Here is a 24,654-nt window from a genome sequence, read left to right on the forward strand (position 1 = left end):
GTCTTATTAATATTGCTCATCAGGATTATTATATTAATGATCAGTATTATGGGTATAATCTTAAAAAAGATTCATTACTTTTGGCATTGGATAAAACGATCATCGACGGAAAGCCTTACTTTGGAGGCGCAAGACGTTTCAGTAAGCTGTTTACCGATGATTTTTATTATAATGTAGACGAAGATTATGATAAGATTATCAAAAATATCCAGAAGGTAGAATCGAGATCGAAGATCTTCAGAAAGCAGGATTACCTTAATTATTATAACGAATATTACAAGTTTTAAGTTTTGACAAAAGATATTACCAAAATTACGCCTTACAATACCGACGCTACTAAAAAGAGTCAGGTAGAAGATATGTTCGACAATATTGCACCGAAGTATGATCTTCTGAATCGTGTTTTATCCATGAAAATTGATGTCATGTGGAGAAATACACTGGTGAAATGGATGAAAAAAGACAATCCGCAGGAAGTGCTGGATGTGGCTACAGGAACGGGCGATCTGGCGATTGCCGTAGAAAAAGGAACCGGCTCTAAAGTAATTGGTTTAGATTTATCGCAACAAATGTTAAATGTTGGCGTTATTAAAATAAAAAAACTTAAATTAGACGGCAAAATTTCCATGCAAAAAGGAGATGCGGAGAAGTTACTCTATGAAGATAACAGATTCGATGCGGTTTCCGTTGCATTCGGAGTAAGGAATTTTGAAAACCTTACCAAAGGTTTGGCAGAATTAAGAAGAGTAGTTAAAGATAACAAGAGTGTTTATATACTGGAGTTTTCAAAGGTTGAAGGGTTTATGGGACCATTGTATATGTTTTACTTTAAAAACATTTTACCTGCGATCGGCAGACTGGTTTCCAAAGATAACAGGGCGTATACATACCTTCCGGATTCTGTAAATGCTTTTCCTTATGGGGAAAAGATGAGACAAATTCTTTTAGATACAGGATTTAAAAAAGTTGAATATAAAAAACTAAGTTTAGGTATAGCCACAATTTATAAAGCAACAAAGTAACCTATGAATAAATTTTTATTAAGAGCACTGGTTTTAGCCTCAGTAAATGTTGCAGTTTTAGCAAACGCGCAATTCAGAACCCGAAACAGAATGGATAAGTTGGAAGACTTTGACGAGCAGAAATTCAGTTGGGGTTTTTATCTAAGTGGTAATAGACTAGACTACCGTATTGTTCTCAATCCAAGATATGGGATGTATAACAATCAGAATCTTGTTACATCTAAAGAAAGCTACAGTTTCGGTGCAGGTTTAATCGCAAAATGGAGGCTGAATGACTTCCTGGATGTAAGATTGGAACCGGGGTTACAATTTGGGCAGAGACAGCTTACTTTTAATACGCAGACCAACGACCAGTATGCTGCAGGTACTTTGACGAACGATCCTTTTATCCCGATGAAATTAACGGATAAAGACAGAATAAGAGATATTAAAACGACTTTAATAGACATTCCTGTATTATTGGAGTTCCACGGAAACAGATGGTACAATTCCAGACCTTACGTTGCAACCGGGGTAAACTATATTGTAAACCTTCAGTCTAATGCAACTTCTACAGACGACAATATGCAGCAGGTTTTCAGATCTACTACGCATAACTTTGCTTGGTCTGCAGAAATGGGAATTCAGTTTTATTTCAATAAATTTAAACTGACTCCTGCCGTAAGAGGTACTTTCATTATGAACAACGAGATTGTAGCAGATAACGCAACAACGCCTCCTTACTGGACTTCTGCAATGTCTACATTACAGACAAGAGCGATTTTCTTTGTATTGAAATTTGAATAAAAATTTACTATAAAATAGATAAAGGAGATGCATTTTGTGTCTCCTTTTTTGTTTCCGGGCAAAATATAGACCGTTTTATTTTTGTTAGTATTAATATTTTGTTATTTTTGCTAATAGTTAGAATATACAAAACCTGAAATGCTTCAAGATTTAGAAAACAATTTTTCAGAATTAGAAAAAAAGATTTTGCAGTTACAGAAAAATTACAAAAATCTTAGTGAAAGATTCTCGGAATTAAATGTTGAGCATGAAGAACTGAAGAAGAAATATGATGAGGAAAGAAGAAAAAATCAGGTATTAGCAGAAGAACAAAAAAATATAAAACTTTATTCGGCAATATCAGGAAATCCTGAACATAACCGACTGATGAAAAACCACATCAACAGGTTGGTAAAAGAAATAGATTTCTGCATTGCGCAGCTTCAAAACAGTGGATTATAATGGAGGTAAGAAGAATAACCATTAATATAGCCGGAAGAGTATATCCGCTGAACGTACCGGCAGCAGAAGAAGAAACTCTGCGTAAAGTCGGGAAGCAGATAGAGAATATGATTAAAGATTTTGAACAGAATTTCGATGTGAGAGACAAACAGGATGCTTTGGCGATGTGCGCCCTGAAATTGGGGACCAATGCCGAAGTAGTGTCTGCGAACTACGATAAAACAATACAATCTACCAACGAAAGATTAGCAAAAATTAATCAGTCGTTGAACAATGAAACAGGGAAATAGATTTTTTTTCCCGAAAAAGCTGCCTACAATAATTCTAACACATTAAAGGTAAACTCAACGCTAAACAATTACCGAACAAATGTCCATTGAATGGCGTGCCGGTTCTCCGGATTACAGACAGTGGAAATCAGTTCAAATCGTGTTGATTAGGAGTTTACTCTCAATCTCTGGATTATTGTGGGCTTTTTTATGTAAAATAATTAAAAGAATATGAATACAATTAAAACTCAATATAAATTATGATAGAAGTTATAATCGGCGTTGTTTGTTTATTAATCGGTGCGGTTGCAGGGATATTTTTCTCCAAAAGCTCATTGAATACCAAAGCAAAATTTATTATAGATGATGCACAGAAAAATGCCGAAAACCTTATAGAAAAAGCCAATGTACAGGCTGAATCCATAAAGAAAGAAAAGAACCTTCAGGCTAAAGAAAAATTTCTTGAACTGAAATCTCAGCACGATGCAGACATTCAGGCAAGAGAAAAGAAAATGCAGGAAGTTGAAAAAAGAATCAAGGATAAGGAGCACAAGCTGAATGATGAGCTTAGCAAAACCGGAAAACTTGAAAAAGATCTGGATAAGCAAATCGCTGATTATGCTAAAAAAACAGAAATCTTAGAAAGAAAACAGCATGAACTGGACGTTGCAACCGCTAAAAAAGTTGAAATTTTAGAAAAAATTGCCAACTACACCGCTGAAGAAGCAAAAGCAGAATTGGTGGAAACCATGAAGGCGGAAGCGAAAACTAGAGCTCAGGCGCACGTTCAGAGCATCATGGAAGAAGCGCAGCTTAATGCAAAAAGCGAAGCGAGAAAAATCGTTATCCAGACCATTCAGAGAATCGGAACAGAACAGGCAATCGAAAATTCAGTTTCTGTATTCAACATCGAATCGGATGAGGTAAAAGGAAGAATCATCGGTAGAGAAGGTAGAAATATCCGCGCTCTGGAAGCCGTTACAGGAGTGGAAATTATTGTTGACGATACTCCGGAAGCAATTCTTCTTTCATGCTTCGATCCGGTAAGAAGAGAAATCGCAAGATTATCCCTTCACAGATTGGTAACAGACGGAAGAATTCACCCGGCAAGAATCGAAGAAGTTGTAGAAAAAACAAGAAAACAGATCGAAGAAGAGATCATTGAAGTAGGAAAAAGAACGATCATCGATTTAGGAATCCACGGATTACACCCTGAATTAATTAAAATCGTAGGTAGAATGAAATACCGTTCTTCTTACGGACAAAATCTATTACAGCACTCAAGAGAAGTGGCAAATATCGCGGCGACAATGGCGGCTGAATTAGGCTTAAATGTAAAATTAGCAAAAAGAGCAGGTCTGTTACACGATATCGGTAAAGTTCCGGAGCAGGAATCTGAACTTCCTCACGCTTTATTAGGTATGCAGTGGGCTGAAAAATACGGTGAAAATGCAGAAGTTGTAAATGCCATCGGAGCACACCACGATGAAGTGGAAATGACTTCACTATTGTCTCCGATCATTCAGGTTGCTGATGCAATCTCAGGAGCAAGACCGGGAGCAAGAAGACAGGTTCTTGAATCATATATCCAAAGACTGAAAGACCTTGAATCGGCAGCATTAAGTTTCGACGGAGTTTCTTCTGCTTATGCAATTCAGGCAGGGAGAGAGTTAAGAGTAATGGTAGAAAGCGGAAAAGTAAATGATGAAGTAGCTTCTCAGTTATCGTACGACATCTCAGAAAAAATTCAGAACGAACTTACTTATCCGGGACAGGTAAAAGTAACGGTAATCAGAGAAACGAGAGCTGTGAATATTGCGAGATAAGAATCAGAAAAAGATAATTCATAAAAACCTTTCAAGAAATTGGAAGGTTTTTATTTTTAGCAAAAAACTTTTTTAAACTAATTACAGAATAAACCGCAAAAGGGACAAAAGATAATGATAAAGCGAATTTCCAAAATGATCAAAGTGCTCAAAAGAATAAAAATCAAAGATTTTTAAAAACTATTGTGATCTTTTTCATTTATAATCACCAGCTTTAAATAAAAGTTTAGTTCATCTTTTGCTACTTTTGCGGTTAAATAAAAAGTTTAAACAGACTTAAAAATTTAAAACTCCAAAATGCAAGAACTTTCCACATCTTCAAAACTGAAGTACATTTTTTCCATTCCTGTTATCATTTCCGCGTTAGGCTACTTTGTAGATATCTACGACTTACTTTTATTTGGGATCGTAAGAATTCCAAGTTTAAAAGCTTTAGGGCTGAATCCGGATATCGACGGAACGTTTATTCTTAATGCACAGATGATTGGTTTACTGCTGGGCGGAATTTTCTGGGGAATTTTCGGAGACAAAAAAGGAAGACTTTCCGTTTTATTCGGTTCTATTTTAGTCTATTCTTTGGCGAATATTGCGTGTGGATTTTTACCGTACTTCCCCAAAGAACATTTGGTGTATCAATATGCGGGATTAAGATTTATCGCAGGGATTGGATTAGCCGGAGAACTCGGAGCAGGAATTACCCTTGTTTCTGAAAGCCTGCCGAAGAATTTAAGAGCGATCGGAACGTCCGTTGTTGCTGGTTTCGGGTTAATGGGAGCCGTTGTAGCTCAGTTAACGGTAGAATTAGCAGGAGGATGGAATATTTCTTACATCATCGGAGGAATTCTCGGAATTTTACTTTTATTTCTCAGAATCAGCGTTTCCGAATCCGGAATTTACAAAACCATAGAACACCAATCTGTCTCCAAAGGGAATTTCCTGTCGTTTTTCACCAATAAAGACCGTTTAATACGATATTTAAAATGCATTGCAATAGGATTACCCACCTGGTTTTGCATCGGCATTCTGGCGGTTTTAGCCAACCAGTTTGCTCCGGAACTGGGAATTGAAAATCTTAACCCCGGAAAAGCAATAATGTGGGCGTATGTCGGGATCTCTGCCGGAGATTTGGCGAGCGGATTCATCTCACACCTTTTAAAATCCAGAAAAAAGGCAATTTTTTATATGTTGGTTTTTACCGTCATTGGCGTTGCCATCATGCTTTTCGGAAATACGAATACCGAAACGAAATACTATATTTTCTGTGTCTGGCTCGGACTCGGAACAGGATATTGGGCGATGTTTGTCACTTTAGCCGCAGAACAGTTCGGAACCAACATTAGAAATACGGCAACCACCACCGTTCCGAATATGGTGCGCGGATTGGTTCCTGTAATGATCTTTGGTTTCGATTTTTTCAAGAAAGATTTTTCAGTTATTGTAAGTGCTGCAATAGTCGGAATCATTGTTTTTGGGCTGGCTTTCTATTCTTCCTTAACGGTTTCGGAAACCCACGACAGAGATCTGGATTTCACAGAATAAATAATAGCTGTTTAAAAAATAATACAGTCGTTTTTTCGTTACTAACTTTAATAAGGCTAACAAAATAAATAAATTATCAAAATTAGCATTAAATTATGCTTTGAATAATGAATATTTGTTTAACTTTGAAAAGTAACTAAAATTGTATAATCTCAAAACCAAATCACTATGCAAAATTTTTTGAAAAATGCAACAAAATTAAAGAAAGCCGATCTTAAAAACATTACTGGAGGCGTAAGCGGAACACCGGATCTGTCAAAATGCGGATGCAGCTGTTCAGGATCTGTAACAGGACCGTTCTATTGTGTTCAGTACATTGCTTGTCCGCAGGTTTACACCTGTAACGACGTTATATAAGAAATTATTTCAACTGAAATAAACATTTCCACATTTAATACGCAAAAGCCTTTTGGGACCTTCCAGAAGGTTTTTGTATTGATGGAAGTTATCAAAATTAAATAAAAAATTTCAGGAGCTTTTTCTCGCTTTCCGCACTCGCTATTTAAGAGATTTGTGCTGCGGCAGCTTCGCTGCCGCAGCACAAATCTCTTAAATGAGCTCAGACAATTGCTCCAATCGAGGCTAGGATATCAGGATTTCTTACAAATATCAGTCAAAATTCAAAATATACAGCAGACTTCCGGTACTGATGAAAATCCACAGAAAAACAGCCAAAGCAAGAGGTTTAAAACCAATGGTCTTCAAAGTTTGTACAGACAGCGTAGAACCGATAAAAAACAACGTTAAGTTTAATCCGGACTTCGCTAAAACAGTAATTGAAGAACTTAACTGACCGACAAAAGGAAAATACGTATTCAGCAAAATAGCCACAATAAAATAACCGATAAACCATGGAACTTTCACTTTAGATTCCTTGCTTTTAAAAATAAACATCGTGATCACAGAAACCGGAATAATCCACAATGCTCTTGCTAACTTTACCGTAGTAGCAATTTTCAGCGCTTCATTTCCGTATTTTCCTGCCGCTCCTACCACAGAACTCGTATCGTGAATTCCAATGGCGCACCATAACCCGAACTGTTCCTGTGTAAGATTCAGCAAATGACCGATGGGCGGATAAATAAAAAGAGCAACAGAATTCAGCGTAAAAACAATAGCCAGAGCCAGTGAAATCTGTTTCGTGCTGGGTTTAATGATGGGAGAAGTTGCAGCGATGGCACTTCCGCCACAGATTGCAGTCCCCACAGAAATAAGGTACGACAAAGGTCTTTCAAGCTTAAGGAATTTTCCGGCAAAATAGCCCAGAATCATCACTGTAAAAATACTGATTACCGTTAGAATCAGCCCCGATTTTCCCGCTTCAAGAGCCTCATCAAGCTTTAACCCGAATCCAAGACCTACAATAGAAATCTGCAACAGCAGATGAATATACCGATGCAGACTCTTTTCAAAAGGATTTCCGAGGAAAACCGCCAGTACAAATCCCAAAAGCAATGCAACAGGCGAAGAAACAATAGGAGTGGGGCATACAACTGCCAGTAAAATGAAGATTATTTTCTTTGATCTTTCATTGGAGATAAAGCTTTTCATTGATAGGAATTTTAAATTGATGGTTCAAAATTCCGACAATTATCATTACAAAGTAAATTGTATTTTGTTATAATCCATAACTTAAAGTTATAATTTTGTTCAAATTAATTTTGAATTTAACTGCAAAAGGTACAAAAGGTTGTAGTGGGATATTTTAAGTATTTCAAAGTCTGCAAAAAAAAATCAAAGATTTTTTTAACTTATGTGTTCTTTTTTTCATTAAGTATTAAACTTAAATGACTAAAGTGTTAAAATCTTTTGCGGTAAAAAAGTGTAAACAGTTTTATAATTGGAAGCCGTTTAAATCTGATGGGTAAATTTTAAGAATAAGCGAATCAATTCAGATTGTTCACCTTTTGGAAGAATAAAATGAAAATTCCGTTCGATACTGAAGTTTTTAATATCAATAATTGTTAACTGATTGTTTTTCAATTCATTTAAAACGGTGCTGATCGAAAGAAACGCCAGAGAATCTGAATGTAGAAGATAATTTTTAATACTTTCGCTGCTTCCCAGTTGCATCACGATATTCAGATTTTCAGTGACAATTCCTTTTTCCTTCAACCGATTCTGAATAAACTCCAGAGAACCGGAACCCTGTTCTCTTAAAATTAATTCTATTTCGTACAAATCCTTAACATTCAGAGTTTTATTGGCTAAAGGATGATTCGCTTTTGCAACCAGTACGATTTCATCAGGTTTAAATTTCTGATAATCAAAGTAGGAAGATTGAGATTCCCCTTCAATAATCCCGAGATCGATTTTCCCATCCTTCAGCAATTCGGAAATCATTTCCGTATTGTGCGTAATCAATTCAATCTTAAGATCTTTGTAATAAGATTTGAATTTAGCTAAAATTTCCGGTAAAATATACTGAGCAACCGTGGTACTCGCTCCGATAATCAGTTTTCCCTGATGTTTTTGATTAATCTGATGAATCTCAAACTCAAGATCGCGATAAATATTCCTGATCTTTTCAGCATATTCAAACAAAATTTTTCCGCTTTGCGTCAGTTGAATAGAAGTTCCTTTTCTGTCAAATAGTTTAGTATTTAATTGATTTTCAATTTCTTTGATATGCTTTGTAACGGCAGGCTGCGAAATATTCAGTTCTTCCGAAGCTTTGGTAAAACTCGATCTTGAAGCAACGGTATGAAAAACTTTTAATCTGTAATCAAACATTGTGGTTGTTGGTTTTTAGTTGACGGTTGATGGTTTTTAATTAGAGTAAAATTACAGCGTTAATTGCTAACAAATATCAACCATCAACGACTCTACAAATCCGAGAAATTTTTATCATGAAGATGTTCAAATCTACGGTTTTTTGCTTCACCGATCTTTTGTTTTGTATAAATGCTGTTATTTCCTGAAAACAAATACGATACGATACACGCAATTGCCACATAGATTCCGCATTCTGCTCCAAACAATTCAATTCCCATAAGCATACACGCAAGCGGAGTGTTGGTTGCGCCTGCAAAAACAGCCACAAATCCCATTCCGGCAAGTAAACCGAACGGAAGCGGAATAAATAATGACAATGCACTTCCCAATGTCGCTCCGATAAAGAAAAGGGGAGTAACTTCACCGCCTTTAAATCCTGCCGAAAGGGTAACAACAGTAAAAATCATTTTAAAGGCAAAATCATAAAGCGGAAGCTGTTTTTCGAAAGATTCTACAATGGTTGGAATTCCAAGACCGATGTATCTTGTGGTTCCCATTGCGAAAACGGCAACAGCAACAAGAATTCCGCCGATAACGGGACGAAGCGGAGGATATTTTATGTTAGATTTAAAAGCAGCACCCATAAAATGAATCATTCTGCTGAAAGCTGCCGCACAGATTCCAAAAATGATTCCTGCCAAAACACTATACAAAACAGGCAGAAACTCAATTTTTGGAGTAAGATCGATATGATAATGCGTATGTTTTGCTTTCCATAAATTGGTGACAAGATCAGCCAAAACAGCCGAAGTGAAAGCTGGAAAAATAGCATTGTATCGAATTCTCCCGATCAGGAAAACTTCAAGCCCAAAAACCGCTCCGGCTAAAGGCGTGCCGAAAACAGAACCAAAACCCGCGGCAATAGCCGAGATCAGCAAAATTTTTCTGTCATTTTTATCAAGTTTCAGGATTTTTGTCAGTTGATCGGAAATCGCTCCCGCCATTTGAAGAGCAGTTCCTTCACGACCTGCAGAACCTCCGAAAAAATGCGTGACCATTGTTCCTAAATAGACAAAAGGCGCCATTTTAAAAGGAATAATCTCTTTTGGCTCCTGAATATTTTCCAACAGCAAATTGTTTCCCGCTTCCACATCTTTTCCGAAATAATGATACAAAAGTCCCGTTAAAAATCCTCCAACAGGCAGAAACGCAATCAGCCAAAGATAATTTTCCCTGAAATCGGTTGCCCATTGCAGAGATTTTAAAAAACCGGCGGAAGCGCTTCCGACTAAAATCCCGATAATAAGACTGATGAATAGCCATTTCAGAATGTAAGGAAGAGCCGGATATTTTCTGAAGAAAAAACCTGTGTATAATTTTATTGTACGGTTTAAAGTTCGTTGATGTTGAGACATAATTTTCCTGATCAATTACTGTTAATAATCTTTTAATCAGGCGTCATCAGCTTTTGAAAAGCGGTTGGGTAAGGAAGAACACCATTTCCTTTTGTAGTGCAAAGATAAAATTTATTTTAAAAAGAAATCATTTTTCAGCATGTAATTTCGGCTTATCGTGATGCTTTCAAACATATTTTTATCGCTGGAATCCTGTTCCAGAAAACAGTGTTGAAGTCCTGCTTTTTCTCGGGCTCCGAAAATTCTTTTAAAATCAATAATTCCGTTTCCGATTTCTGCAAAATCCTTTGTTCCGGCTTTCATATCTTTTACGTGCCACAATGGAAATCTTTTGGGATACTTTTCAAAATAAAGTAACGGATCGATACCTGCTTTTGAAATCCAGTATAGATCCAGCTCCATTTTTACCAGATCGGATGAAGAATTTTCCAGAATAAAATCGTAAACAGTTCCGGTTTCATCAAACTTTTCAAATTCAAAATCATGATTGTGATAAGCAAACTGGATTCCTGCTTTTTTTGTTATTTCTCCTGATTTGTTCAGCAGTTCCGGCAGTTTTTTATAGTTTTCCAGGGTTCTTTCTTCAGGAAAAAGGTAAGAACAGACCATATATTCTGAACCAATAAGATGTAAATCTTCAACGGTCTGTTCCCAATTGTTGGTTAATGTTCCTTTCTCATGATGAAGAATTCCCGTTGTGTGATGTGAACTGATTACTTTTAAACCGACATTTTTTAAGATGCTCTGAAATTCATTCCTGCTTTTTCCGAAAAAAGTTCCGTTGTAGCCGTAGATTTCAAGCTCTTTAAAGCCTAATATTGCCAGTTTTTCCAAAGCTTTTTCGAGGTTTTCTGAAACAGCATCACGAATTGTATAAAGCTGAATTGCCAAAGGTTTTCTGTTGCTTTTAAAGTTAGAAATTCCGCAGGAATATAATCCTAAAAATCCCAGCGAGGAAATCTTTATAAAATCTTTTCTCTGCATTTTACAGGAAAGGTTTCATTTCGTCTTCTATCTGTGTTCTCAGTTCCATGAGACGCTTTGCATACTGTTCCTGCTGTTTTTCCTCTACCGTTTCAGGAATCCATTTGGGAACCGGAAGTTTTTTTCCGTTTTCGTCTACGGCAACAAATACAATGATGCAGTGTGTTTTCTTATCAAAATTTGGCTGTTTCAGGTTTCTGGAGAAGACATTGATGGAAATATGCATACTTGATGAACCCGTATAAATTACCTGAGCTTCCACTTTTACGATTTCCCCGATTTTAATAGGATCATAGAAACGGATTCCTCCTACATATACCGTTACTGAATAATTTCCGCTCCACGTTGTTGCGCAGGCGTACCCTGCCTGATCGATCCATTTCATCACGCTTCCTCCATGTACATTTCCGCCGTAGTTGACATCTGAAGGTTCTGAAATAAACTGAAAAGTGATCGGTTTGTTGTCCATTTTGATAAAATTTCAATAAAGGTATTCAATAATTTTCAAAACGGTAGATTAAATGCTACTTTTGATAACGGTAAACTTATAAAGTTTCCATTTAACATTAGAAAAAACTTAGAACTCTAAATGAAAAAAGTATTTTATCTTAATACATGCGATACGTGCAGAAAAATTTTAGGACAATTCAATCTTAAGGACTGGGAACTTCGCGAAATTAAAAAACAACCGATTACCCAGGATGAATTGGAAGAAATGCACAAACATGCAGGATCTTACGAAGCTTTGTTCAGCAAAAAATCTACTCAGATCAAATTAAGGGAACTGGATCTGAAATCTTTGGGAGAAGAAGAGTTTAAAGAACTATTGCTGGATCACTACACCTTTTTGAAACGTCCGGTTTTTCTTACGGACAAAGAAATTTTTATAGGAAACGATAAAAAGAATTTGGAAGCATTAAGGGGATTTTTTAATTAAAATAAGTCTCCTTAAATCAAAGTTTTTAAGAAAAGGGAGATCATTTTACATGAAAAAGCTGAATTCCGGTAATTACAACGGCTATTTTAAATGCTTTTATATTAATCGGGGCAGGACATGGCTTAGGGATTCTGCTCATTTATGAAATTTTAAGTCCGCAATTTATTTTGTCGGACGCGAATGCTTTTAACTTAGATCGTTACGATGGAAGATTAGTACCTGCCGCATTTCTGTCTCTCATTTTTCAGGTATTGCTTTTAATTAGTTTAAAGATTAAAAGATGGCGATTACAGAAAATCCTGATTAATACTTTTTGTATAAGTCTGATGTTGGTATTTTTTGTATTGGTTAAAGACTTTTCAAAGTCTAATGTCGACCAGCTGTCTTTAATAAGCGGAATTCCATTTTTAATATCCTCTCTGTTTCTATTATTGAAAGTTAATTTCTAATAAAGCTTCAAAATCTATAAGCGAATAGGCTCAAACCTAACAGATTTTCAAAACCTGTTAGGTTTTTATAATAACCAAAAAGTTTTTGACGGAGGTCCCAAGCAATTTATATTATTTTAGAAATAAATTCCTTTTTTTCAGGCCATGATTGTTCGTTATTTGTAATTCAGAGTTTTGATGAAACGGAAGTTTGTCGGAAAGCTGTTCCGTAAATTTTTCAATTCCTTTACAGTATTCGTCTAGAAATTCATACTTTTTATCGACTGTAATTAATTCAATGCCGGATTGAGTTTCTCTATGCAAAAAACGAATGGTGAAGGAATTAACTTCCAAAATGTCTGAATATTTAATGTATTGCTTCGGTTCTGATTCTTTTTTGAAATAAAAACCTTCTGCGTTATAACTGAAAATTCCGTCTTCTGAATAAAGTCTGTTCATCTCTTTTTCTGTTGATTCATAATCTGTTGGGAAATTTCCCGTCATTATTTTTGCAATGGTAAAACAGAGCGTTGCAAAACAGCAGAAAATAATGAGATAAGAAATTCCTTCACTTTCAAAAACAGGATAGAAAATGTAAACTGTAATAAGTATGATGATACAGAGGAATACCATTTTTTTCATCAGAAAAAATTTTTGTAATAGTACGAAAAAATGTATTGCAATATATTATTTTAGCCCGGATAGAAACGGCATCCTTTATTTTTTTGCCGGAGCGAAGCTCCGGCAAAAAAATAAAGATAAAGTGGATAGCCGGAAACAGCTCCAAAAAAATAACCGCCTTACAAATTCTGCAAGGCGGTTTTATATTCGTTAAAAAACAATCAGTTATACAAAAGGAGCTTTCACCACTTTGGCAGGAATGTTTTTGTTTCTTACCTGAATGAAGATTTCAGAACCTAATTTGAAGTGAGGTTTATCTACATACGCAAGACCTAAACCAACTTTTTTCATCGGCGACTGCGTTCCCGAAGTTACTTTTCCGATAACGTTTCCTTCTGCGTCTACAACAGGGTAGTCGTGTCTTGGAACCCCTTTATCCGTTAATTCAAAACCTACTAATTTTCTGGTAACGCCTTCTTCTTTTTGCTTGGCAAACGTTTCTTTAGATACAAAATCTTTATCGAATTTTGTGATCCATCCTAAGCCTGCTTCAATTGGTGAAGTCGTATCATCAATATCGTTTCCGTAAAGGCAGAATCCTTTTTCCAGTCTCAATGTATCTCTGGAAGCCAGTCCGCAAGGAATAATTCCTTCTTCCGCACCTGCTTCAATAATAGCATCCCAAAGTTTTTCGGCAGATTCGTTTTTAAAATAGATCTCAAAACCTCCGCTTCCGGTGTAGCCTGTATTGGAAATGATCACCTCATTTACTCCCGCCACAGAACCTACTGTAAAATGGTAGTAAGGAATTTCAGAAAGGTTGGTTTCGGTTAATTTCTGAAGAATTTCAGTCGCTTTCGGTCCCTGAACTGCCAATAAAGACATTTCGTCTGAAGCATTCGTCATTTTTGCTCCGAAAGTATTGTATTTGGAGATATGATCCCAGTCTTTATCAATATTTGAAGCATTGACAACCACGAAATATTTGTCATCTTCCATTTTATAAACGATAAGATCGTCTACAATTCCTCCGTTTTCGTTTGGAAGACAAGAATATTGTGCTTTTCCGTTTTCCAGAGCGTCTACATTGTTGGTGGTAACGTATTGTAAAAGTTCTTTGGAACCTGCCTCTTCAATGAAAAACTGTCCCATGTGAGAAACATCAAACAGACCTGCCTTTTCTCTTACGGCAAAATGTTCTTCAGTAACTCCCGAATATTGTACAGGCATTTCAAAGCCTGCGAAAGGTACGATTTTAGCTCCTAAAGAAACGTGTTTGTCGTACAATGCTGTTTTCTTCATATTTAATTTTTATTTCTATTTCTTTATTTTAAAACTGTCGAAAGCCTCGTTGAAAAGCTTCATATAATTTCCGTTCCAGTATTTCTGTGTGCAGTTGATGGTAACGAGAAACAAATCTTTGTCTTTCTGAAAAACTCTGGTGATCCAGTGGAGTTTTTCGTGTTCATCATCATATTCGTAAAAATATTCTGTGTATCCTTTTTTTCCGCTTTTGCTTTTTATTTTCTTTTCGTCGTCTGAAGATTTGTAAAGCGCGAGAATAAATTTTTTGGTTTCTTTTTCCGGCAGATTAAGATCGTGATATTCTGAAATCGTAATGGCTCCAATCTCATTACCCGGGAAAATATTGATGATTTCGCTGTCGTTGGTTACTTTCCAGCCTTCCGGAAGCGTGATGGAGTAGTTATCATTTTCATACACTTTCGTTGGGACAGACTGTGCAGAAAATAAAGATGCGGTTACCAAAGAAATGATAAGAAAAAACTTTTTCATCAGTGCAGATTATGTTTATATTCTTCAAGAATGATTTTAAACCACTCTGTGAAATGGTCTGGACTTTCAGAAATTTCCTTATTGAGATTTTCAAGAGAAATATAGCGTACTTCTTCCACTTCATCTTTATTTAAATAGAATTCGCCTTCGAAAGTTCCTGTAAAAACGTGATCAAGTTCGTGTTCCCAAAGTCCGTTTCCGACATCGGCTTTATAAATGAAATTAAATTTTTCTGAAAGCTCAACATCAATTCCCAATTCTTCCTTTACTCTTCTTTTGGCTCCTTCAAGATATGTTTCTTCACTTCTTGGGTGCGAACAGACTGCATTGGTCCATTTCAGAGGAGAATGATATTTTCCGGAAGCCCTTTTCTGCAGAAGCATTTCGCCGCTGCTGTTGAATAAAAAAACTGAAAAAGCACGATGCAGTAAGCCGTTGATGTGCGCCTGCTGCTTTTCCATCAAGCCAAGAACTTTGTCTTCAGGATTTACTAAAACTACGAATTCTTCCATTTCTACAAATGTAAGTGTAATAAATGTATTTTGGAAATTTTTGGTGAAACATCATATTTTTTGAGATATAAGCCGAAACCGATAAACCGAAACGGGTGTTTTTTTCTGTGAAATTAAGATTTCTTGCAGGTTTGACGGACATTCAGAAAGAGGATCTGAAAATTTTTTATGCCTTATTAATTAACCTTTGCCTGTCAATTTTCCGATTTTAATAAAGACAAGCGATAAAATGAAGAAGAAAGCAGTAATCCATAAAGCATTGATTAAAACTTTTGTTAAGCCAAAACTTGCCACATCCACAAACGGATAAGGATAAAATCCTGAAAAACTTCCCCGGATTAAAATATATCCTAAATAAATGACAGGATAGATAGCCCACTTCAAAATAGAGCCGTATTTCAGATTATTTTTATTTTCATACCAATACCAGTAAATCAGAACCAAAAGTGGAATAACCGAATGGAGCAATTCATCCACCAGTTTCTGCATTCTGGAAGGATTCCATGTAGAGCGAAGCAAAAACTGATAAATTAATCCTACAATTGAAATGTAAACCGTTATCGCCGTCAAAATCCCTGATTTTTCATTCGAAGATTTTTTGAAGGTCTGGACCGTAAAATAAAAAGCGACAACTATATTGGTTAAAATGGTAAAATAGCTGAAAAAGCGGATCGTTGTTTCCCAAAAAGAAAATTCCGAATTCCGGATCATCAGAACATATTGAGTAATGATGGCAAACCATCCCGTAAGCGCGAACAGTAAGGATAAAGTTTTTTTCATATTGTTGAGGTGTGTTTCAAATATAAGATAAAAAAGCCATTTTTAAACTGTAAAACAGATGGATACAAAAGAGAAGTATTTAATTTCATAAAAGAGAAAAATTTTAATTAAAATTGTATAAAAAGCAAATTAATTATTAATATTATTCATTAAATAAATGTTTTTAACGTAGAAATTTAATATAAAGCAAGTTTAACAAGCCTTTTTGGTGCAAAAAATGTAACTTTGCATTTCAAATTTTTATGATGGAATTAGAGTACATAGAACACATTAGTCCGATTCTTAAGGACGGCGTAAAAAACTATTTAATTGATATTGACGGAACCATTACAGAAGACGTTCCGAACGAAGAGCCTGAAAGAATGGTTACCTGTGAGCCTTTCCCGGATGCTCTGGAAACCATCAACAAATGGTATGATGAAGGTCACCAGATTTGTTTTTTCACGTCAAGAACAGAAAATCTTAAGCAAATTACAATCGACTGGCTGGATAAGCACGGATTTAAATATCACAGTGTTTTATGCGGAAAACCAAGAGGCGGAAATTACCACTGGATCGACAATCATCTGGTAAGAGCAACAAGATATAAAGGAAGATTTACAGATTTGGTTGAAAAACAGGTTACGATTGAAGTTTTCAAAGAAGACGAGTAAAAAAATAAGGAAAAAGATTAAACGATTAAATATTATGATAAATAGTTTTTAATCGTATTGATTTTCTCAAATATTAAATCTATAAAAGTTTTATGAAAGTTTTAGCAAACGACGGTTTGGATCAATCCGGTATTGATGCATTGAAAGAGAAAGGTTTTGAAGTAATTACGACAAAAGTTCCGCAGGAACAGTTGGTAGATTACATTAATGAGCACCAGATCCGTACTATTTTGGTACGCAGTGCAACACAGGTGAGAAAAGATATTATCGATAACTGTCCTTCCATCGAAATCATCGGAAGAGGTGGAGTAGGAATGGATAATATTGATGTGGATTATGCAAGAGAAAAAGGAATTCATGTGATCAATACCCCTTCTGCATCGTCAGAATCGGTTGCTGAGCTGGTTTTTGCACACCTGTTCTCAGGAGCAAGATTTTTACAGGATTCCAACAGAAAAATGCCTTTGGTAGGAGATATTGAGTTTGCCGGTCTGAAAAAAGCGTATGCTGCAGGAATTGAGCTGAAAGGTAAAACCATCGGGATTGTCGGAATGGGAAGAATAGGGCAGGAAGTTGCTAAAATCGCTTTAGGTCTTGGAATGAGAGTTATTGCTGCAGATAATAATGTAGGAAAAGCAAGTATTAAAGTTAAGTTTTACAACAATCAGTTCATTAATGTGGATATTGAAACAGAACCGCTTAAGGATGTTCTGAAACATTCAGATTTTATTACCCTTCACGTTCCGGCTCAGAAAGATGGTTATATGATCGGAAAAAATGAATTTGAAATGATGAAAGACGGAGTAGCCATTGTAAACTGCTCAAGAGGCGGAGTTATTGACGAAGCCGCTTTAATTGAAGCTTTGAATTCAGGAAAAGTGAAGTTTGCAGGTTTGGATGTATTCATTAACGAACCGACTCCTTCAAAAGAAATTTTAAATCATCCTAAAATTTCTATGACGCCGCATACCGGTGCTTCTACACTGGAAGCGCAGGACAGAATCGGGCTTTCTTTGGCAGAGCAGATTTCAAGTATTTTACAGATTCAGTAATTTTTTTGATAAAATATAAAAGCTCCGGCGCAACAAAGTTGCGCCGGAGTCTTGTTTTATAACGAATTTTTTTAATTCTTCTTTTTCAGCTCATCACGGATTTCCGCAAGCAATTGTTCTGTTGCAGTAGGAGCCGCAGGAGCTTCCGGAGCGGCAGCTTCTTCTTTCTTCATTTTGTTGATTGCTTTTACCATAATAAATACAACAAGTGCCAGTAAAAGGAAATTAATGGCAACCGTAATAAAATTACCATACGCAAAAATAGCGGCGTCGGGTGCAATTTCTTTAGCTTTGGCAAGGGTTGCTCCCGCAGGAATGTTTTCAGCACCTTTACCCATAGCATAATAAATACTGCTGAAATCCGGTTTCCCTACAAGTGCAGCAACAATTGGCATAATTAAGTCATCGATAACACTGGTTACAATTTTTCCGAAAGCTCCACCGATGATGACACCGACAGCAAGATCGAAAGCATTACCTTTAATCGCAAACTCTTTAAATTCTTTTACAAATCCCATAATTTATATTTTTTTAAGTATTATTTTAACAAAAGATGGGTTAAATTACAAAAAAAAATATAATTTTCGAGTTTTTATAACTAAATATTAATCAAATATGATAAAATGTGAAAGTTTCTTAATTAAGAGATCCACATAATTCTTTTCAGAGCATTTAAAAATTCTTTTTCGTAAATTGCTTTTAATACAAAATACAATATTAAATATGAAAATTTTTACAGCGGAACAGATTCGCAATGGGGATGAATATACAATAAAAAATGAACCGGTCTCTTCTGTTCAGCTTATGGAAAGAGCTGCGCAGGCTTGTGTTGACTGGATTTTTGAAAATTGTAAAAACCATAGAAACTTTGCGGTTTTTTGCGGTAAAGGAAACAATGGAGGCGATGGTTTTGCCATTGCGAGAATGCTTCATCTGAAAGGTTTTGATGTAGATGTTTTTACCAATACCAAAGCTAAATTTTCTTCGGATGCAGGAAATAATTTCAGAGAATTAAAAGAATTTTCGGGTGTTTTCATCAGAGAATTTAAAGAAGCAAAAGAATATAGGTTTGATAACCGGACAGTTATTATCGATGCACTTTTCGGAACCGGCTTATCAAAAAATATTGAAGGAGAGTTTAAAGAACTGATCGATTTTCTGAACCTGAAAAGTAATCTTAAAATTTCTGTTGATATGCCTTCCGGACTTTTTGCCGATACTGTTTCTGCTGAAAATGCCACTATTTTTAAGGCAGATTATACATTGAGTTTTCAGTTTTGGAAAAAAACTTTTCTTCATCCCGAAACCGGAAAATATGCAGGAAAAGTGAAAGTTTTGGATATTAATATAAATGAAGACTATATTGCTGAAACGAAAACGGAGGACTTTGTGATTCATGAAGATATGATCAAAGATATTTTCAGACCGAGAGAAGATTTTTCGCATAAAGGAACCTATGGCAAAGCCATTATTGCAGGTGGAAGCTACGGGAAAATGGGAGCCGCGGTTCTTGCAACGAAATCGGCACTCAGAACCGGAGCAGGACTTACTTTCACGCTGGCTCCGAAATGTGGATATGAAATTTTACAGACTTCGAATCCTGAAGCCATGTTTATCGAAGGCGGAAATGATTTCATAGATCATTTTGAAACGGATGAACATGCAGTCTGCGGAATAGGTCCCGGTTTGGGAACCAATGATGAGACCGCGAAAAGTTTTCTTACCTTTTTAAAAAACTACTCCAAACCTCTGATTTTGGATGCCGATGCATTGAATATCATTTCACAGGATTCAAAAAATGTAAAGATAATTCCTGAAAATTCTATTATAACACCTCATCCGAAAGAGTTTGAAAGGCTGTTCGGCGCCACTGAAAATTCTTTTGAACGGTTAAAACTGGCGAAAAATAAGGCTAAAGAATTGGGAATTTATATTGTTTTAAAAGATCATCATACTCAGGTTGTAACGCCTGAAGGAGATGCTTTTTACAATATCACTGGAAATTCAGGACTGGCAAAAGGAGGAAGCGGAGATATCTTAACCGGAATTTTAACCTCTTTTTCAGCGCAGCATTACTCAGAAAAAGAAGCTGCAGTTTTAGGAGTCTGGTTTCACGGCAGAGCGGCAGAATTGGCATCAGAAAAGCATTCTAAAGAATCTGTACTTCCGACGGACATCATTGGTGAATTTGGAAGCGTTTTCAAAGAGCTGAATGCAAAAATAGAAAGAGCATTATAATTTTAACATCAATGTAGATAAAAACAAAGGCAAGTTTGATTACAAACTTGCCTTTTTATATTTTTAAATTCTTCGCTTATTCAGGTTTTTCGTTTTCAGCCTGAGTAATTTTGAACTTTTTCGAAACGATCATAATAACTACTCCTGCAATCATGAACGGAATAGATAAAACCTGACCGGTGTTTAATCCTCCAAACTGGATGAATTCGTCACCTTGCGGCTCTTTCAGGAATTCTACAAAGAATCTGATTGCCCAAAGAATAATGAAAAACAATCCGAATAACCATCCCTGCTGATATTTTTTGTTGGTTTTTCTGTACAGAATCCACAGTAAGACGAAAAGGCAAACATATCCGAAAGCTTCAAATAACTGCGAAGGATATCGCGGAACTGTTACACCGTATTCACTGCTCTGCTGTGGGAAAAGCAATGCAAAAGGAGAGTTGGGATCAACCGGTTTTCCGATGATTTCAGAATTGAAAAAATTTCCCATTCTTACAAAAGCGCCGCCCAAAGCAACCACAATTCCTAATCTGTCGTACACCCAGAAAGGATTTTTCTTGATGATTTTAAATGAATAATATAAAGTTGTGAAAATCAACGCGATCGTTGCGCCATGACTTGCCAGTCCTGAAAATCCTGTAAATTTCAAACCATTTTTAGTACTGATAGGTAGAAATACGCTCCAGAAATCTTCTTTGAAAAGTTCAGGCTGATAAAAAATTACGTGTCCCATTCTTGCTCCCAGAATGGTTCCCAGTAAAGTCCATGTGAAAAGCGGTTCTAAATATTTCTGGTTTACATTATCGATTTTAAAGATTCTGTTCATTAAAATATATCCGAAACCGAACGCAAAAATGAACATCAGACTGTAAAAATGAAGCGTAACAGGTCCCAACTGAATTCCTTTTGTAGGATCCCAGATCTTAAAAGGAGTTTCCAGACTGATGTTGTCTGATTCGGTAAGAGGTTTTGCAGTTTTAACGGCGTACTTAAAGGTATTGATATTTTCCTTCGTTGCCGCCGCATCAATCACTTTAAAATTCTTGTCTAAAAGCTGATAATGCACCAGTTTGTATTTTGCCAGTGTCGCAATGCTGTAATTTACATAAACAGGTTCGAAATTAGACTCATTCAGAATAACAAGTACATTTTCTTTGATGGGTTTGTCGGCAAATTCATTCAGATCCTGAACTTCAGTAGTCGAATAAATTTTTACCGGAACATCGGTAGAGTTTACTTTTAAAGTTCCGTCGGACATTCCGTCCGGATAATTCTGCGCAACAAGACACTGGGTAATGAACGCAAAAATGACGAGATACATTCTGAAAAAAATATTACTCATTGTTATTTTTTTAGTAGTTGTTTATTTTAAATTTTACTTTTTTGGCGGTACAGGATCATATCCGCTTCCTCCCCACGGATGACATCTTGAAATTCTTTTTGCACCCAGCCAGAATCCTTTAAAAATACCATGCACCTGAAGCGCTTTCACCATGTAATGCGAACAGGTAGGCTCATAACGGCAGTTTTTGGGAAGCAGGGGCGAAATAAACCACTGGTAAAATCTGATGAGAATTACCAAAGGAAAAGTGATTATTTTATTGAATGTAAGTTTCAAAACAATGCAAAAATAGGGTAAAAAATTGAAAATTAGTTTAAATTTGTTAGAAGTTTCGGGACGGTAAAAGTCTGTTCGGAGGATAAAACGGTATGTTTATCGATTTGCAGTTTTTACTGTTTTTAAAATTAAGAAAAGAATAGATGATCTGTATAACAAAAGCAAAAAACCACCAAAGAAAGGTGGTTTTCGTTTGCTATTGTTTATTTCCTTTATAGGCAATACTTCGTAAAGTATAATATAAAGTTCTTTAATAAAACATATAACCTAAAAAAGAGGATGTCTCATTTTAAAACAGCTTCTATTCATAGTATTTAATTTCTCTTACCCATTTATAGAGGTCTTTTCCATCTATGTTTTTAATAATTTCCGTCCAGTTCTTTTGCTTATCGAATTTGTATTTGAAAATAATTACTGTTGGTTCTATCTCCTTGTCTTCGCGACCAAATTTATCAAGATAGAGAAGTTTGACAATGTGGTTGTTTTTATATTCAAACTTTATATCACGCCATAATTTATCTCCCCCATAAAGCGTTTCTCTTTCTAACATATTATTTTTTGTATAACTATAAACTTGTGAAGAGCTGAAACTACCGTCATCAGTTTTTTGTTCAAGAATCTTTCCGCTATCAAACATGATGTAAGAATACCGTTTTCCATCATTAAAATTGGTTTGTTTCGTTATGTTGCCAAATTCGTCGTATTCATACTTAAGATGTCTTGTTAAAATTATTTTATTTTGGTAATCACTTTCATGATCAAAAATTTTTTCTTCAGTAATTTCATATTTATTATTATAAATTTTTACTCTACTTAATCTTTTATGATAAATTGAATCTTTTCTTTGAGTATAGCTTTCATCCGATTTTTTCCAAATCTTATCCGTTATTGCAAAAATGCTGTCTGTTCTTTTAACAGTATCATATTTTGTAATAAATAGTGGTTTAAAACTTTCAATATGATGAACATATTTTTTCATAGGTTCATCTTCAGTTTTATAATAATTTTCTCTAAAATTTACAACCTTACTCTCTTTATCATAAAAATAGAGGTAATTATCTTCTGAATAATCATTTTTAGATTTTTCATTAATTAGTCTTCCCAAACTATCGTACGTATATATATAATCATCAACAATTTCTCCCGATTTATAATACCATGTTTCTTTTGTAATATTACGGTTTTTATCATAATAAGTTTCATTGTTGATATATCTGCAAAAATCGGTTTCAAACCAGGATCCCGACATACTTCTTCTCAGAATTTTAGGAACCATTCTTGTAGCATGACCATATTCATTATCACCTTTCATAAAAGTAAACGGACCGGAATCATTTAGAAAAACTACATATTCTTTTACATATTTTGGATTTCCTAAAACACTGTCTTTTATAACTTGAGACTGTAAAAGAGAAGATGTGAGAATTAAAAAATATAATAATTGTTGCATTATAATTTGTGTTTAGAACAAAGCCTCCGAAGAGGCTTTTAATTATTGTTTTGTAAAAATGCTTATCTCAAATTGTTCTTTTACCGGAATGCCATATATTTTAGCAGACTTCCATGTGTTAAGTTCTTTCAGTTTGAAAACATTTTCAATGGCTTTTTTTGTATTTTCATCGGTATAACGTAGTATTTCTACTTTCTCTAAATCATCCTGTGTTCCGATTGTAATACGAACTCGGTTTTCTCCTTCTTTAGCATTTTTTGGAACTTTGAATTTCTCAAATAATATCTTGCGAAACTTATTTATTCCACCTCGGAATTGTACTTCTCGACTTAGTATCTCAATATCATCTACACAACTTGCACCATAATTTTTTTTACAATTTTCTAAAGATTTTTCAGCGGACAATTTAACTTTTAAAATTTTAGCTGAATCTTCTTTGCCAATGGGAAGAGTTCCCATATTTTCTAATGTTGAAAGATAGTATACTAATGGCTTTTGCTTTATATTACACCCAATAAGAAAACTAAATAGAGTAATAAAGAAAAATAGTTTTTTCATAATTTTATTTGAACAACAAAGCCTCCGAAGAGGCTTTTATTACTGTTTTGTGAAAATTAGATTATCTGTTTCCGGCAAATAAACCGCTTTGTCTGCAGTAGAAGGACAATCATCTCTCAAAGAGGTACTGTTAGGACTGTAATCCCAGGATATTTGAGTCGTGCTAAGCTTTTTTATAGTCACTTTACCCCAACCAACTCCGCAATTAGTTCCGTAATAATATAATACGACAGAATTTTCAGTAGGTCTTGTACCAATACTATATAGTTGATTGGAAGAGCTATTTTGATTACTCTGTAAAATTAACCCACTGACATTTTTTACAATATATTTTACAACTAAAGCATCACGATAAAATTGTTTACTAACTCGTTTCTCCAATTTATTTTCTTCCTTTGTTATAAATAATGTAATTTCATTACCCTCGAAGTTCGCTTTATAGATTCCAATATAGGGATTTAATTCGTTGTTTAAATCTTTTACTTGTGCATTATTGGGAATATTATCTAATGCTGTATTCATTGGCAATATTTGTTGTGATTTACAAGAAACTGCAGCAAATATTATTAAAAACAAAACACTTTTCATTATTGTTTTGTGAAAATTAGATTATCTGTTTCCGGCAAATAAACTGTTTTATCAGCAGTAAGAGGACAATTATCACTTATCGAAGTACTATCAGGTCTATATTCCCAAGATATTTGGGTTGCACTTATTTTCTTTAAGAAAACATCTCCCCAACCTATACCACAATTAGTTCCACTGTAGTAGAAAATAATTTTATTTTCATACGGTCGTGTTGCAATACTATATAATTCAATATTTGGCACATTAGAATTTTGAGTATCCTGCAAGATTACACCTGAATTATTTCTCACTATATACTTTATTACTAAGGCATCTAAATAATATGTTTTTCCAGTACTTTTCTCTAATTTATTTTCTTGTTTTGTAATATATAGTGTTATCTCATTTCCTTCAAAATTAGATTTATAAATTCCTATATATGGATC

28 protein-coding genes, 1 pseudogene and 1 riboswitch are annotated in these 24,654 nt (G+C 35.1%); of the genes and pseudogenes, 12 read left to right on the forward strand and 17 right to left on the reverse strand.

Annotated elements, in window-relative coordinates:
* From DD829_RS20365 to DD829_RS20400, 8 genes and pseudogenes are all read left to right on the forward strand, one after another.
* Window positions 1-287 (forward strand): annotated as a pseudogene (locus tag DD829_RS20365) (hypothetical protein); the annotation flags it as partial.
* A gap of 3 nt (window positions 288-290) precedes the next feature.
* Window positions 291-1,022 carry a bifunctional demethylmenaquinone methyltransferase/2-methoxy-6-polyprenyl-1,4-benzoquinol methylase UbiE gene (gene ubiE / locus DD829_RS20370; protein WP_076393308.1) on the forward strand — a complete coding sequence of 244 codons (732 nt, stop codon included), beginning with the start codon at window positions 291-293 and terminating at the stop codon, window positions 1,020-1,022.
* Window positions 1,023-1,025: 3 nt separating this feature from the next.
* Window positions 1,026-1,808 carry a porin family protein gene (locus DD829_RS20375; RefSeq protein WP_087710951.1) on the forward strand — a complete coding sequence of 261 codons (783 nt, stop codon included), beginning with the start codon at window positions 1,026-1,028 and terminating at the stop codon, window positions 1,806-1,808.
* A gap of 138 nt (window positions 1,809-1,946) precedes the next feature.
* A complete protein-coding gene (locus DD829_RS20380) occupies window positions 1,947-2,249 on the forward strand; it encodes a hypothetical protein (protein ID WP_108409882.1) in 303 nt (100 codons plus the stop codon).
* Complete coding sequence (locus DD829_RS20385) at window positions 2,249-2,539, forward strand: cell division protein ZapA (RefSeq protein WP_076393322.1); 291 nt, start codon at window positions 2,249-2,251, stop codon at window positions 2,537-2,539. Before DD829_RS20380 ends, DD829_RS20385 begins: the two co-directional genes overlap by 1 nt.
* Before the next feature lie 239 nt (window positions 2,540-2,778).
* On the forward strand, window positions 2,779-4,344 hold the full coding sequence (gene rny / locus DD829_RS20390) for a ribonuclease Y (protein ID WP_076393324.1): 1,566 nt from the start codon (window positions 2,779-2,781) through the stop codon (window positions 4,342-4,344).
* Between the two features lie 297 nt (window positions 4,345-4,641).
* Entirely contained in the window at window positions 4,642-5,883 is a 1,242-nt protein-coding gene (locus DD829_RS20395) for an MFS transporter (protein WP_108409880.1), read from the forward strand.
* A gap of 168 nt (window positions 5,884-6,051) precedes the next feature.
* Complete coding sequence (locus tag DD829_RS20400) at window positions 6,052-6,240, forward strand: hypothetical protein (RefSeq protein WP_108409833.1); 189 nt, start codon at window positions 6,052-6,054, stop codon at window positions 6,238-6,240.
* A gap of 252 nt (window positions 6,241-6,492) precedes the next feature.
* Here the strand turns inward: DD829_RS20400 and DD829_RS20405 are convergent, their stop codons facing one another.
* From DD829_RS20405 to DD829_RS20425, 5 genes are all read right to left on the reverse strand, one after another.
* Window positions 6,493-7,434, reverse strand: coding sequence for a YeiH family protein (locus DD829_RS20405; RefSeq protein WP_116548108.1), 942 nt, complete (start codon window positions 7,432-7,434; stop codon window positions 6,493-6,495).
* A gap of 300 nt (window positions 7,435-7,734) precedes the next feature.
* Complete coding sequence (locus DD829_RS20410) at window positions 7,735-8,616, reverse strand: LysR family transcriptional regulator (RefSeq protein WP_116548109.1); 882 nt, start codon at window positions 8,614-8,616, stop codon at window positions 7,735-7,737.
* Window positions 8,617-8,708: 92 nt separating this feature from the next.
* Window positions 8,709-10,013 carry a voltage-gated chloride channel family protein gene (locus DD829_RS20415; protein WP_108410263.1) on the reverse strand — a complete coding sequence of 435 codons (1,305 nt, stop codon included), beginning with the start codon at window positions 10,011-10,013 and terminating at the stop codon, window positions 8,709-8,711.
* A gap of 30 nt (window positions 10,014-10,043) precedes the next feature.
* Window positions 10,044-10,111, reverse strand: a riboswitch (Fluoride riboswitch).
* Window positions 10,112-10,124: 13 nt separating this feature from the next.
* Window positions 10,125-10,997, reverse strand: a complete 873-nt coding sequence (locus DD829_RS20420) for a sugar phosphate isomerase/epimerase family protein (RefSeq protein ID WP_108410262.1) — start codon at window positions 10,995-10,997, stop codon at window positions 10,125-10,127.
* Window position 10,998: 1 nt separating this feature from the next.
* Window positions 10,999-11,466 (reverse strand): acyl-CoA thioesterase, encoded by a 468-nt coding sequence (locus DD829_RS20425; RefSeq protein WP_108410261.1) that lies wholly within the window; start codon window positions 11,464-11,466, stop codon window positions 10,999-11,001.
* Window positions 11,467-11,586: 120 nt separating this feature from the next.
* Here DD829_RS20425 and DD829_RS20430 point away from each other — a divergent pair, with 120 nt between their 5' ends.
* The gene (locus DD829_RS20430) at window positions 11,587-11,934 is read left to right on the forward strand and encodes an arsenate reductase family protein (protein ID WP_076393338.1); all 348 of its coding nucleotides are present in this window, start codon (window positions 11,587-11,589) and stop codon (window positions 11,932-11,934) included.
* Between the two features lie 560 nt (window positions 11,935-12,494).
* Here DD829_RS20430 and DD829_RS20435 read toward each other — a convergent pair.
* From DD829_RS20435 to DD829_RS20455, 5 genes are all read right to left on the reverse strand, one after another.
* Complete coding sequence (locus DD829_RS20435) at window positions 12,495-13,004, reverse strand: hypothetical protein (RefSeq protein ID WP_116548110.1); 510 nt, start codon at window positions 13,002-13,004, stop codon at window positions 12,495-12,497.
* Between the two features lie 204 nt (window positions 13,005-13,208).
* A complete protein-coding gene (gene gcvT / locus DD829_RS20440; protein WP_108410998.1) occupies window positions 13,209-14,285 on the reverse strand; it encodes a glycine cleavage system aminomethyltransferase GcvT in 1,077 nt (358 codons plus the stop codon).
* A gap of 15 nt (window positions 14,286-14,300) precedes the next feature.
* Window positions 14,301-14,777, reverse strand: coding sequence for a hypothetical protein (locus DD829_RS20445; protein WP_108410999.1), 477 nt, complete (start codon window positions 14,775-14,777; stop codon window positions 14,301-14,303).
* Window positions 14,777-15,289, reverse strand: coding sequence for an isopentenyl-diphosphate Delta-isomerase (gene idi, locus DD829_RS20450; RefSeq protein WP_108411000.1), 513 nt, complete (start codon window positions 15,287-15,289; stop codon window positions 14,777-14,779). The genes DD829_RS20445 and idi overlap by 1 nt, the downstream gene beginning before the upstream one ends.
* Before the next feature lie 180 nt (window positions 15,290-15,469).
* Entirely contained in the window at window positions 15,470-16,069 is a 600-nt protein-coding gene (locus DD829_RS20455; protein WP_108411001.1) for a Pr6Pr family membrane protein, read from the reverse strand.
* Window positions 16,070-16,314: 245 nt separating this feature from the next.
* Here DD829_RS20455 and DD829_RS20460 point away from each other — a divergent pair, with 245 nt between their 5' ends.
* Together DD829_RS20460 and DD829_RS20465 are read left to right on the forward strand one after the other, a co-directional pair.
* Window positions 16,315-16,722 carry a phosphoheptose isomerase gene (locus DD829_RS20460; protein ID WP_076393358.1) on the forward strand — a complete coding sequence of 136 codons (408 nt, stop codon included), beginning with the start codon at window positions 16,315-16,317 and terminating at the stop codon, window positions 16,720-16,722.
* A gap of 92 nt (window positions 16,723-16,814) precedes the next feature.
* Window positions 16,815-17,774, forward strand: coding sequence for a D-2-hydroxyacid dehydrogenase (locus tag DD829_RS20465; protein WP_108411002.1), 960 nt, complete (start codon window positions 16,815-16,817; stop codon window positions 17,772-17,774).
* A 71-nt stretch (window positions 17,775-17,845) separates the two neighbouring features.
* On the opposite strand, the gene mscL is transcribed toward DD829_RS20465, so the two are convergent.
* Window positions 17,846-18,292: a large conductance mechanosensitive channel protein MscL gene (gene mscL, locus DD829_RS20470; protein ID WP_076393362.1), complete on the reverse strand. Its 447-nt coding sequence runs from the start codon at window positions 18,290-18,292 to the stop codon at window positions 17,846-17,848.
* A gap of 205 nt (window positions 18,293-18,497) precedes the next feature.
* On the opposite strand from mscL, the gene DD829_RS20475 reads away from it, so the two are divergent.
* Window positions 18,498-20,012, forward strand: a complete 1,515-nt coding sequence (locus DD829_RS20475) for an NAD(P)H-hydrate dehydratase (protein WP_108411136.1) — start codon at window positions 18,498-18,500, stop codon at window positions 20,010-20,012.
* 76 nt (window positions 20,013-20,088) lie between these two features.
* Here DD829_RS20475 and lgt read toward each other — a convergent pair whose 3' ends face one another.
* From lgt to DD829_RS23860, 6 genes are all read right to left on the reverse strand, one after another.
* On the reverse strand, window positions 20,089-20,955 hold the full coding sequence (gene lgt, locus DD829_RS20480) for a prolipoprotein diacylglyceryl transferase (protein ID WP_108411137.1): 867 nt from the start codon (window positions 20,953-20,955) through the stop codon (window positions 20,089-20,091).
* Window positions 20,956-21,390: 435 nt separating this feature from the next.
* Window positions 21,391-21,633, reverse strand: coding sequence for a membrane protein insertion efficiency factor YidD (yidD, locus tag DD829_RS20485; RefSeq protein ID WP_076393366.1), 243 nt, complete (start codon window positions 21,631-21,633; stop codon window positions 21,391-21,393).
* A 301-nt stretch (window positions 21,634-21,934) separates the two neighbouring features.
* The gene (locus tag DD829_RS20490; protein WP_116548111.1) at window positions 21,935-23,083 is read right to left on the reverse strand and encodes a hypothetical protein; all 1,149 of its coding nucleotides are present in this window, start codon (window positions 23,081-23,083) and stop codon (window positions 21,935-21,937) included.
* A 42-nt stretch (window positions 23,084-23,125) separates the two neighbouring features.
* The gene (locus tag DD829_RS20495; protein WP_108410760.1) at window positions 23,126-23,641 is read right to left on the reverse strand and encodes a hypothetical protein; all 516 of its coding nucleotides are present in this window, start codon (window positions 23,639-23,641) and stop codon (window positions 23,126-23,128) included.
* A 39-nt stretch (window positions 23,642-23,680) separates the two neighbouring features.
* Window positions 23,681-24,229 carry a DUF6705 family protein gene (locus DD829_RS20500; RefSeq protein ID WP_108410761.1) on the reverse strand — a complete coding sequence of 183 codons (549 nt, stop codon included), beginning with the start codon at window positions 24,227-24,229 and terminating at the stop codon, window positions 23,681-23,683.
* The coding region (locus DD829_RS23860; protein WP_165814890.1) for a hypothetical protein at window positions 24,229-24,654 on the reverse strand (426 nt) is incomplete at its 5' end. The genes DD829_RS20500 and DD829_RS23860, both read right to left, overlap by 1 nt.

It is taken from the genome of Chryseobacterium sp. HMWF035, from assembly GCF_003094695.1.
GTDB lineage: Bacteria > Bacteroidota > Bacteroidia > Flavobacteriales > Weeksellaceae > Chryseobacterium > Chryseobacterium gambrini.

Excerpts from the sequence above, each read along its gene's own strand:
- DD829_RS20375 (WP_087710951.1), top strand. The coding sequence starts at position 1,026 with ATGAATAAATTTTTATTAAGAGCACTGGTTTTAGCCTCAGTAAATGTT.
- DD829_RS20380 (WP_108409882.1), top strand. The coding sequence starts at position 1,947 with ATGCTTCAAGATTTAGAAAACAATTTTTCAGAATTAGAAAAAAAGATT.
- DD829_RS20385 (WP_076393322.1), top strand. The coding sequence starts at position 2,249 with ATGGAGGTAAGAAGAATAACCATTAATATAGCCGGAAGAGTATATCCG.
- rny (WP_076393324.1), top strand. The coding sequence starts at position 2,779 with ATGATAGAAGTTATAATCGGCGTTGTTTGTTTATTAATCGGTGCGGTT.
- DD829_RS20395 (WP_108409880.1), top strand. The coding sequence starts at position 4,642 with ATGCAAGAACTTTCCACATCTTCAAAACTGAAGTACATTTTTTCCATT.
- DD829_RS20400 (WP_108409833.1), top strand. The coding sequence starts at position 6,052 with ATGCAAAATTTTTTGAAAAATGCAACAAAATTAAAGAAAGCCGATCTT.
- DD829_RS20405 (WP_116548108.1), bottom strand. The coding sequence starts at position 7,434 with ATGAAAAGCTTTATCTCCAATGAAAGATCAAAGAAAATAATCTTCATT.
- DD829_RS20410 (WP_116548109.1), bottom strand. The coding sequence starts at position 8,616 with ATGTTTGATTACAGATTAAAAGTTTTTCATACCGTTGCTTCAAGATCG.
- DD829_RS20415 (WP_108410263.1), bottom strand. The coding sequence starts at position 10,013 with ATGTCTCAACATCAACGAACTTTAAACCGTACAATAAAATTATACACA.
- DD829_RS20420 (WP_108410262.1), bottom strand. The coding sequence starts at position 10,997 with ATGCAGAGAAAAGATTTTATAAAGATTTCCTCGCTGGGATTTTTAGGA.
- DD829_RS20425 (WP_108410261.1), bottom strand. The coding sequence starts at position 11,466 with ATGGACAACAAACCGATCACTTTTCAGTTTATTTCAGAACCTTCAGAT.
- DD829_RS20430 (WP_076393338.1), top strand. The coding sequence starts at position 11,587 with ATGAAAAAAGTATTTTATCTTAATACATGCGATACGTGCAGAAAAATT.
- DD829_RS20435 (WP_116548110.1), bottom strand. The coding sequence starts at position 13,004 with ATGAAAAAAATGGTATTCCTCTGTATCATCATACTTATTACAGTTTAC.
- gcvT (WP_108410998.1), bottom strand. The coding sequence starts at position 14,285 with ATGAAGAAAACAGCATTGTACGACAAACACGTTTCTTTAGGAGCTAAA.
- DD829_RS20445 (WP_108410999.1), bottom strand. The coding sequence starts at position 14,777 with ATGAAAAAGTTTTTTCTTATCATTTCTTTGGTAACCGCATCTTTATTT.
- idi (WP_108411000.1), bottom strand. The coding sequence starts at position 15,289 with ATGGAAGAATTCGTAGTTTTAGTAAATCCTGAAGACAAAGTTCTTGGC.
- DD829_RS20455 (WP_108411001.1), bottom strand. The coding sequence starts at position 16,069 with ATGAAAAAAACTTTATCCTTACTGTTCGCGCTTACGGGATGGTTTGCC.
- DD829_RS20460 (WP_076393358.1), top strand. The coding sequence starts at position 16,315 with ATGGAATTAGAGTACATAGAACACATTAGTCCGATTCTTAAGGACGGC.
- DD829_RS20465 (WP_108411002.1), top strand. The coding sequence starts at position 16,815 with ATGAAAGTTTTAGCAAACGACGGTTTGGATCAATCCGGTATTGATGCA.
- mscL (WP_076393362.1), bottom strand. The coding sequence starts at position 18,292 with ATGGGATTTGTAAAAGAATTTAAAGAGTTTGCGATTAAAGGTAATGCT.
- DD829_RS20475 (WP_108411136.1), top strand. The coding sequence starts at position 18,498 with ATGAAAATTTTTACAGCGGAACAGATTCGCAATGGGGATGAATATACA.
- DD829_RS20490 (WP_116548111.1), bottom strand. The coding sequence starts at position 23,083 with ATGCAACAATTATTATATTTTTTAATTCTCACATCTTCTCTTTTACAG.
- DD829_RS20495 (WP_108410760.1), bottom strand. The coding sequence starts at position 23,641 with ATGAAAAAACTATTTTTCTTTATTACTCTATTTAGTTTTCTTATTGGG.
- DD829_RS20500 (WP_108410761.1), bottom strand. The coding sequence starts at position 24,229 with ATGAAAAGTGTTTTGTTTTTAATAATATTTGCTGCAGTTTCTTGTAAA.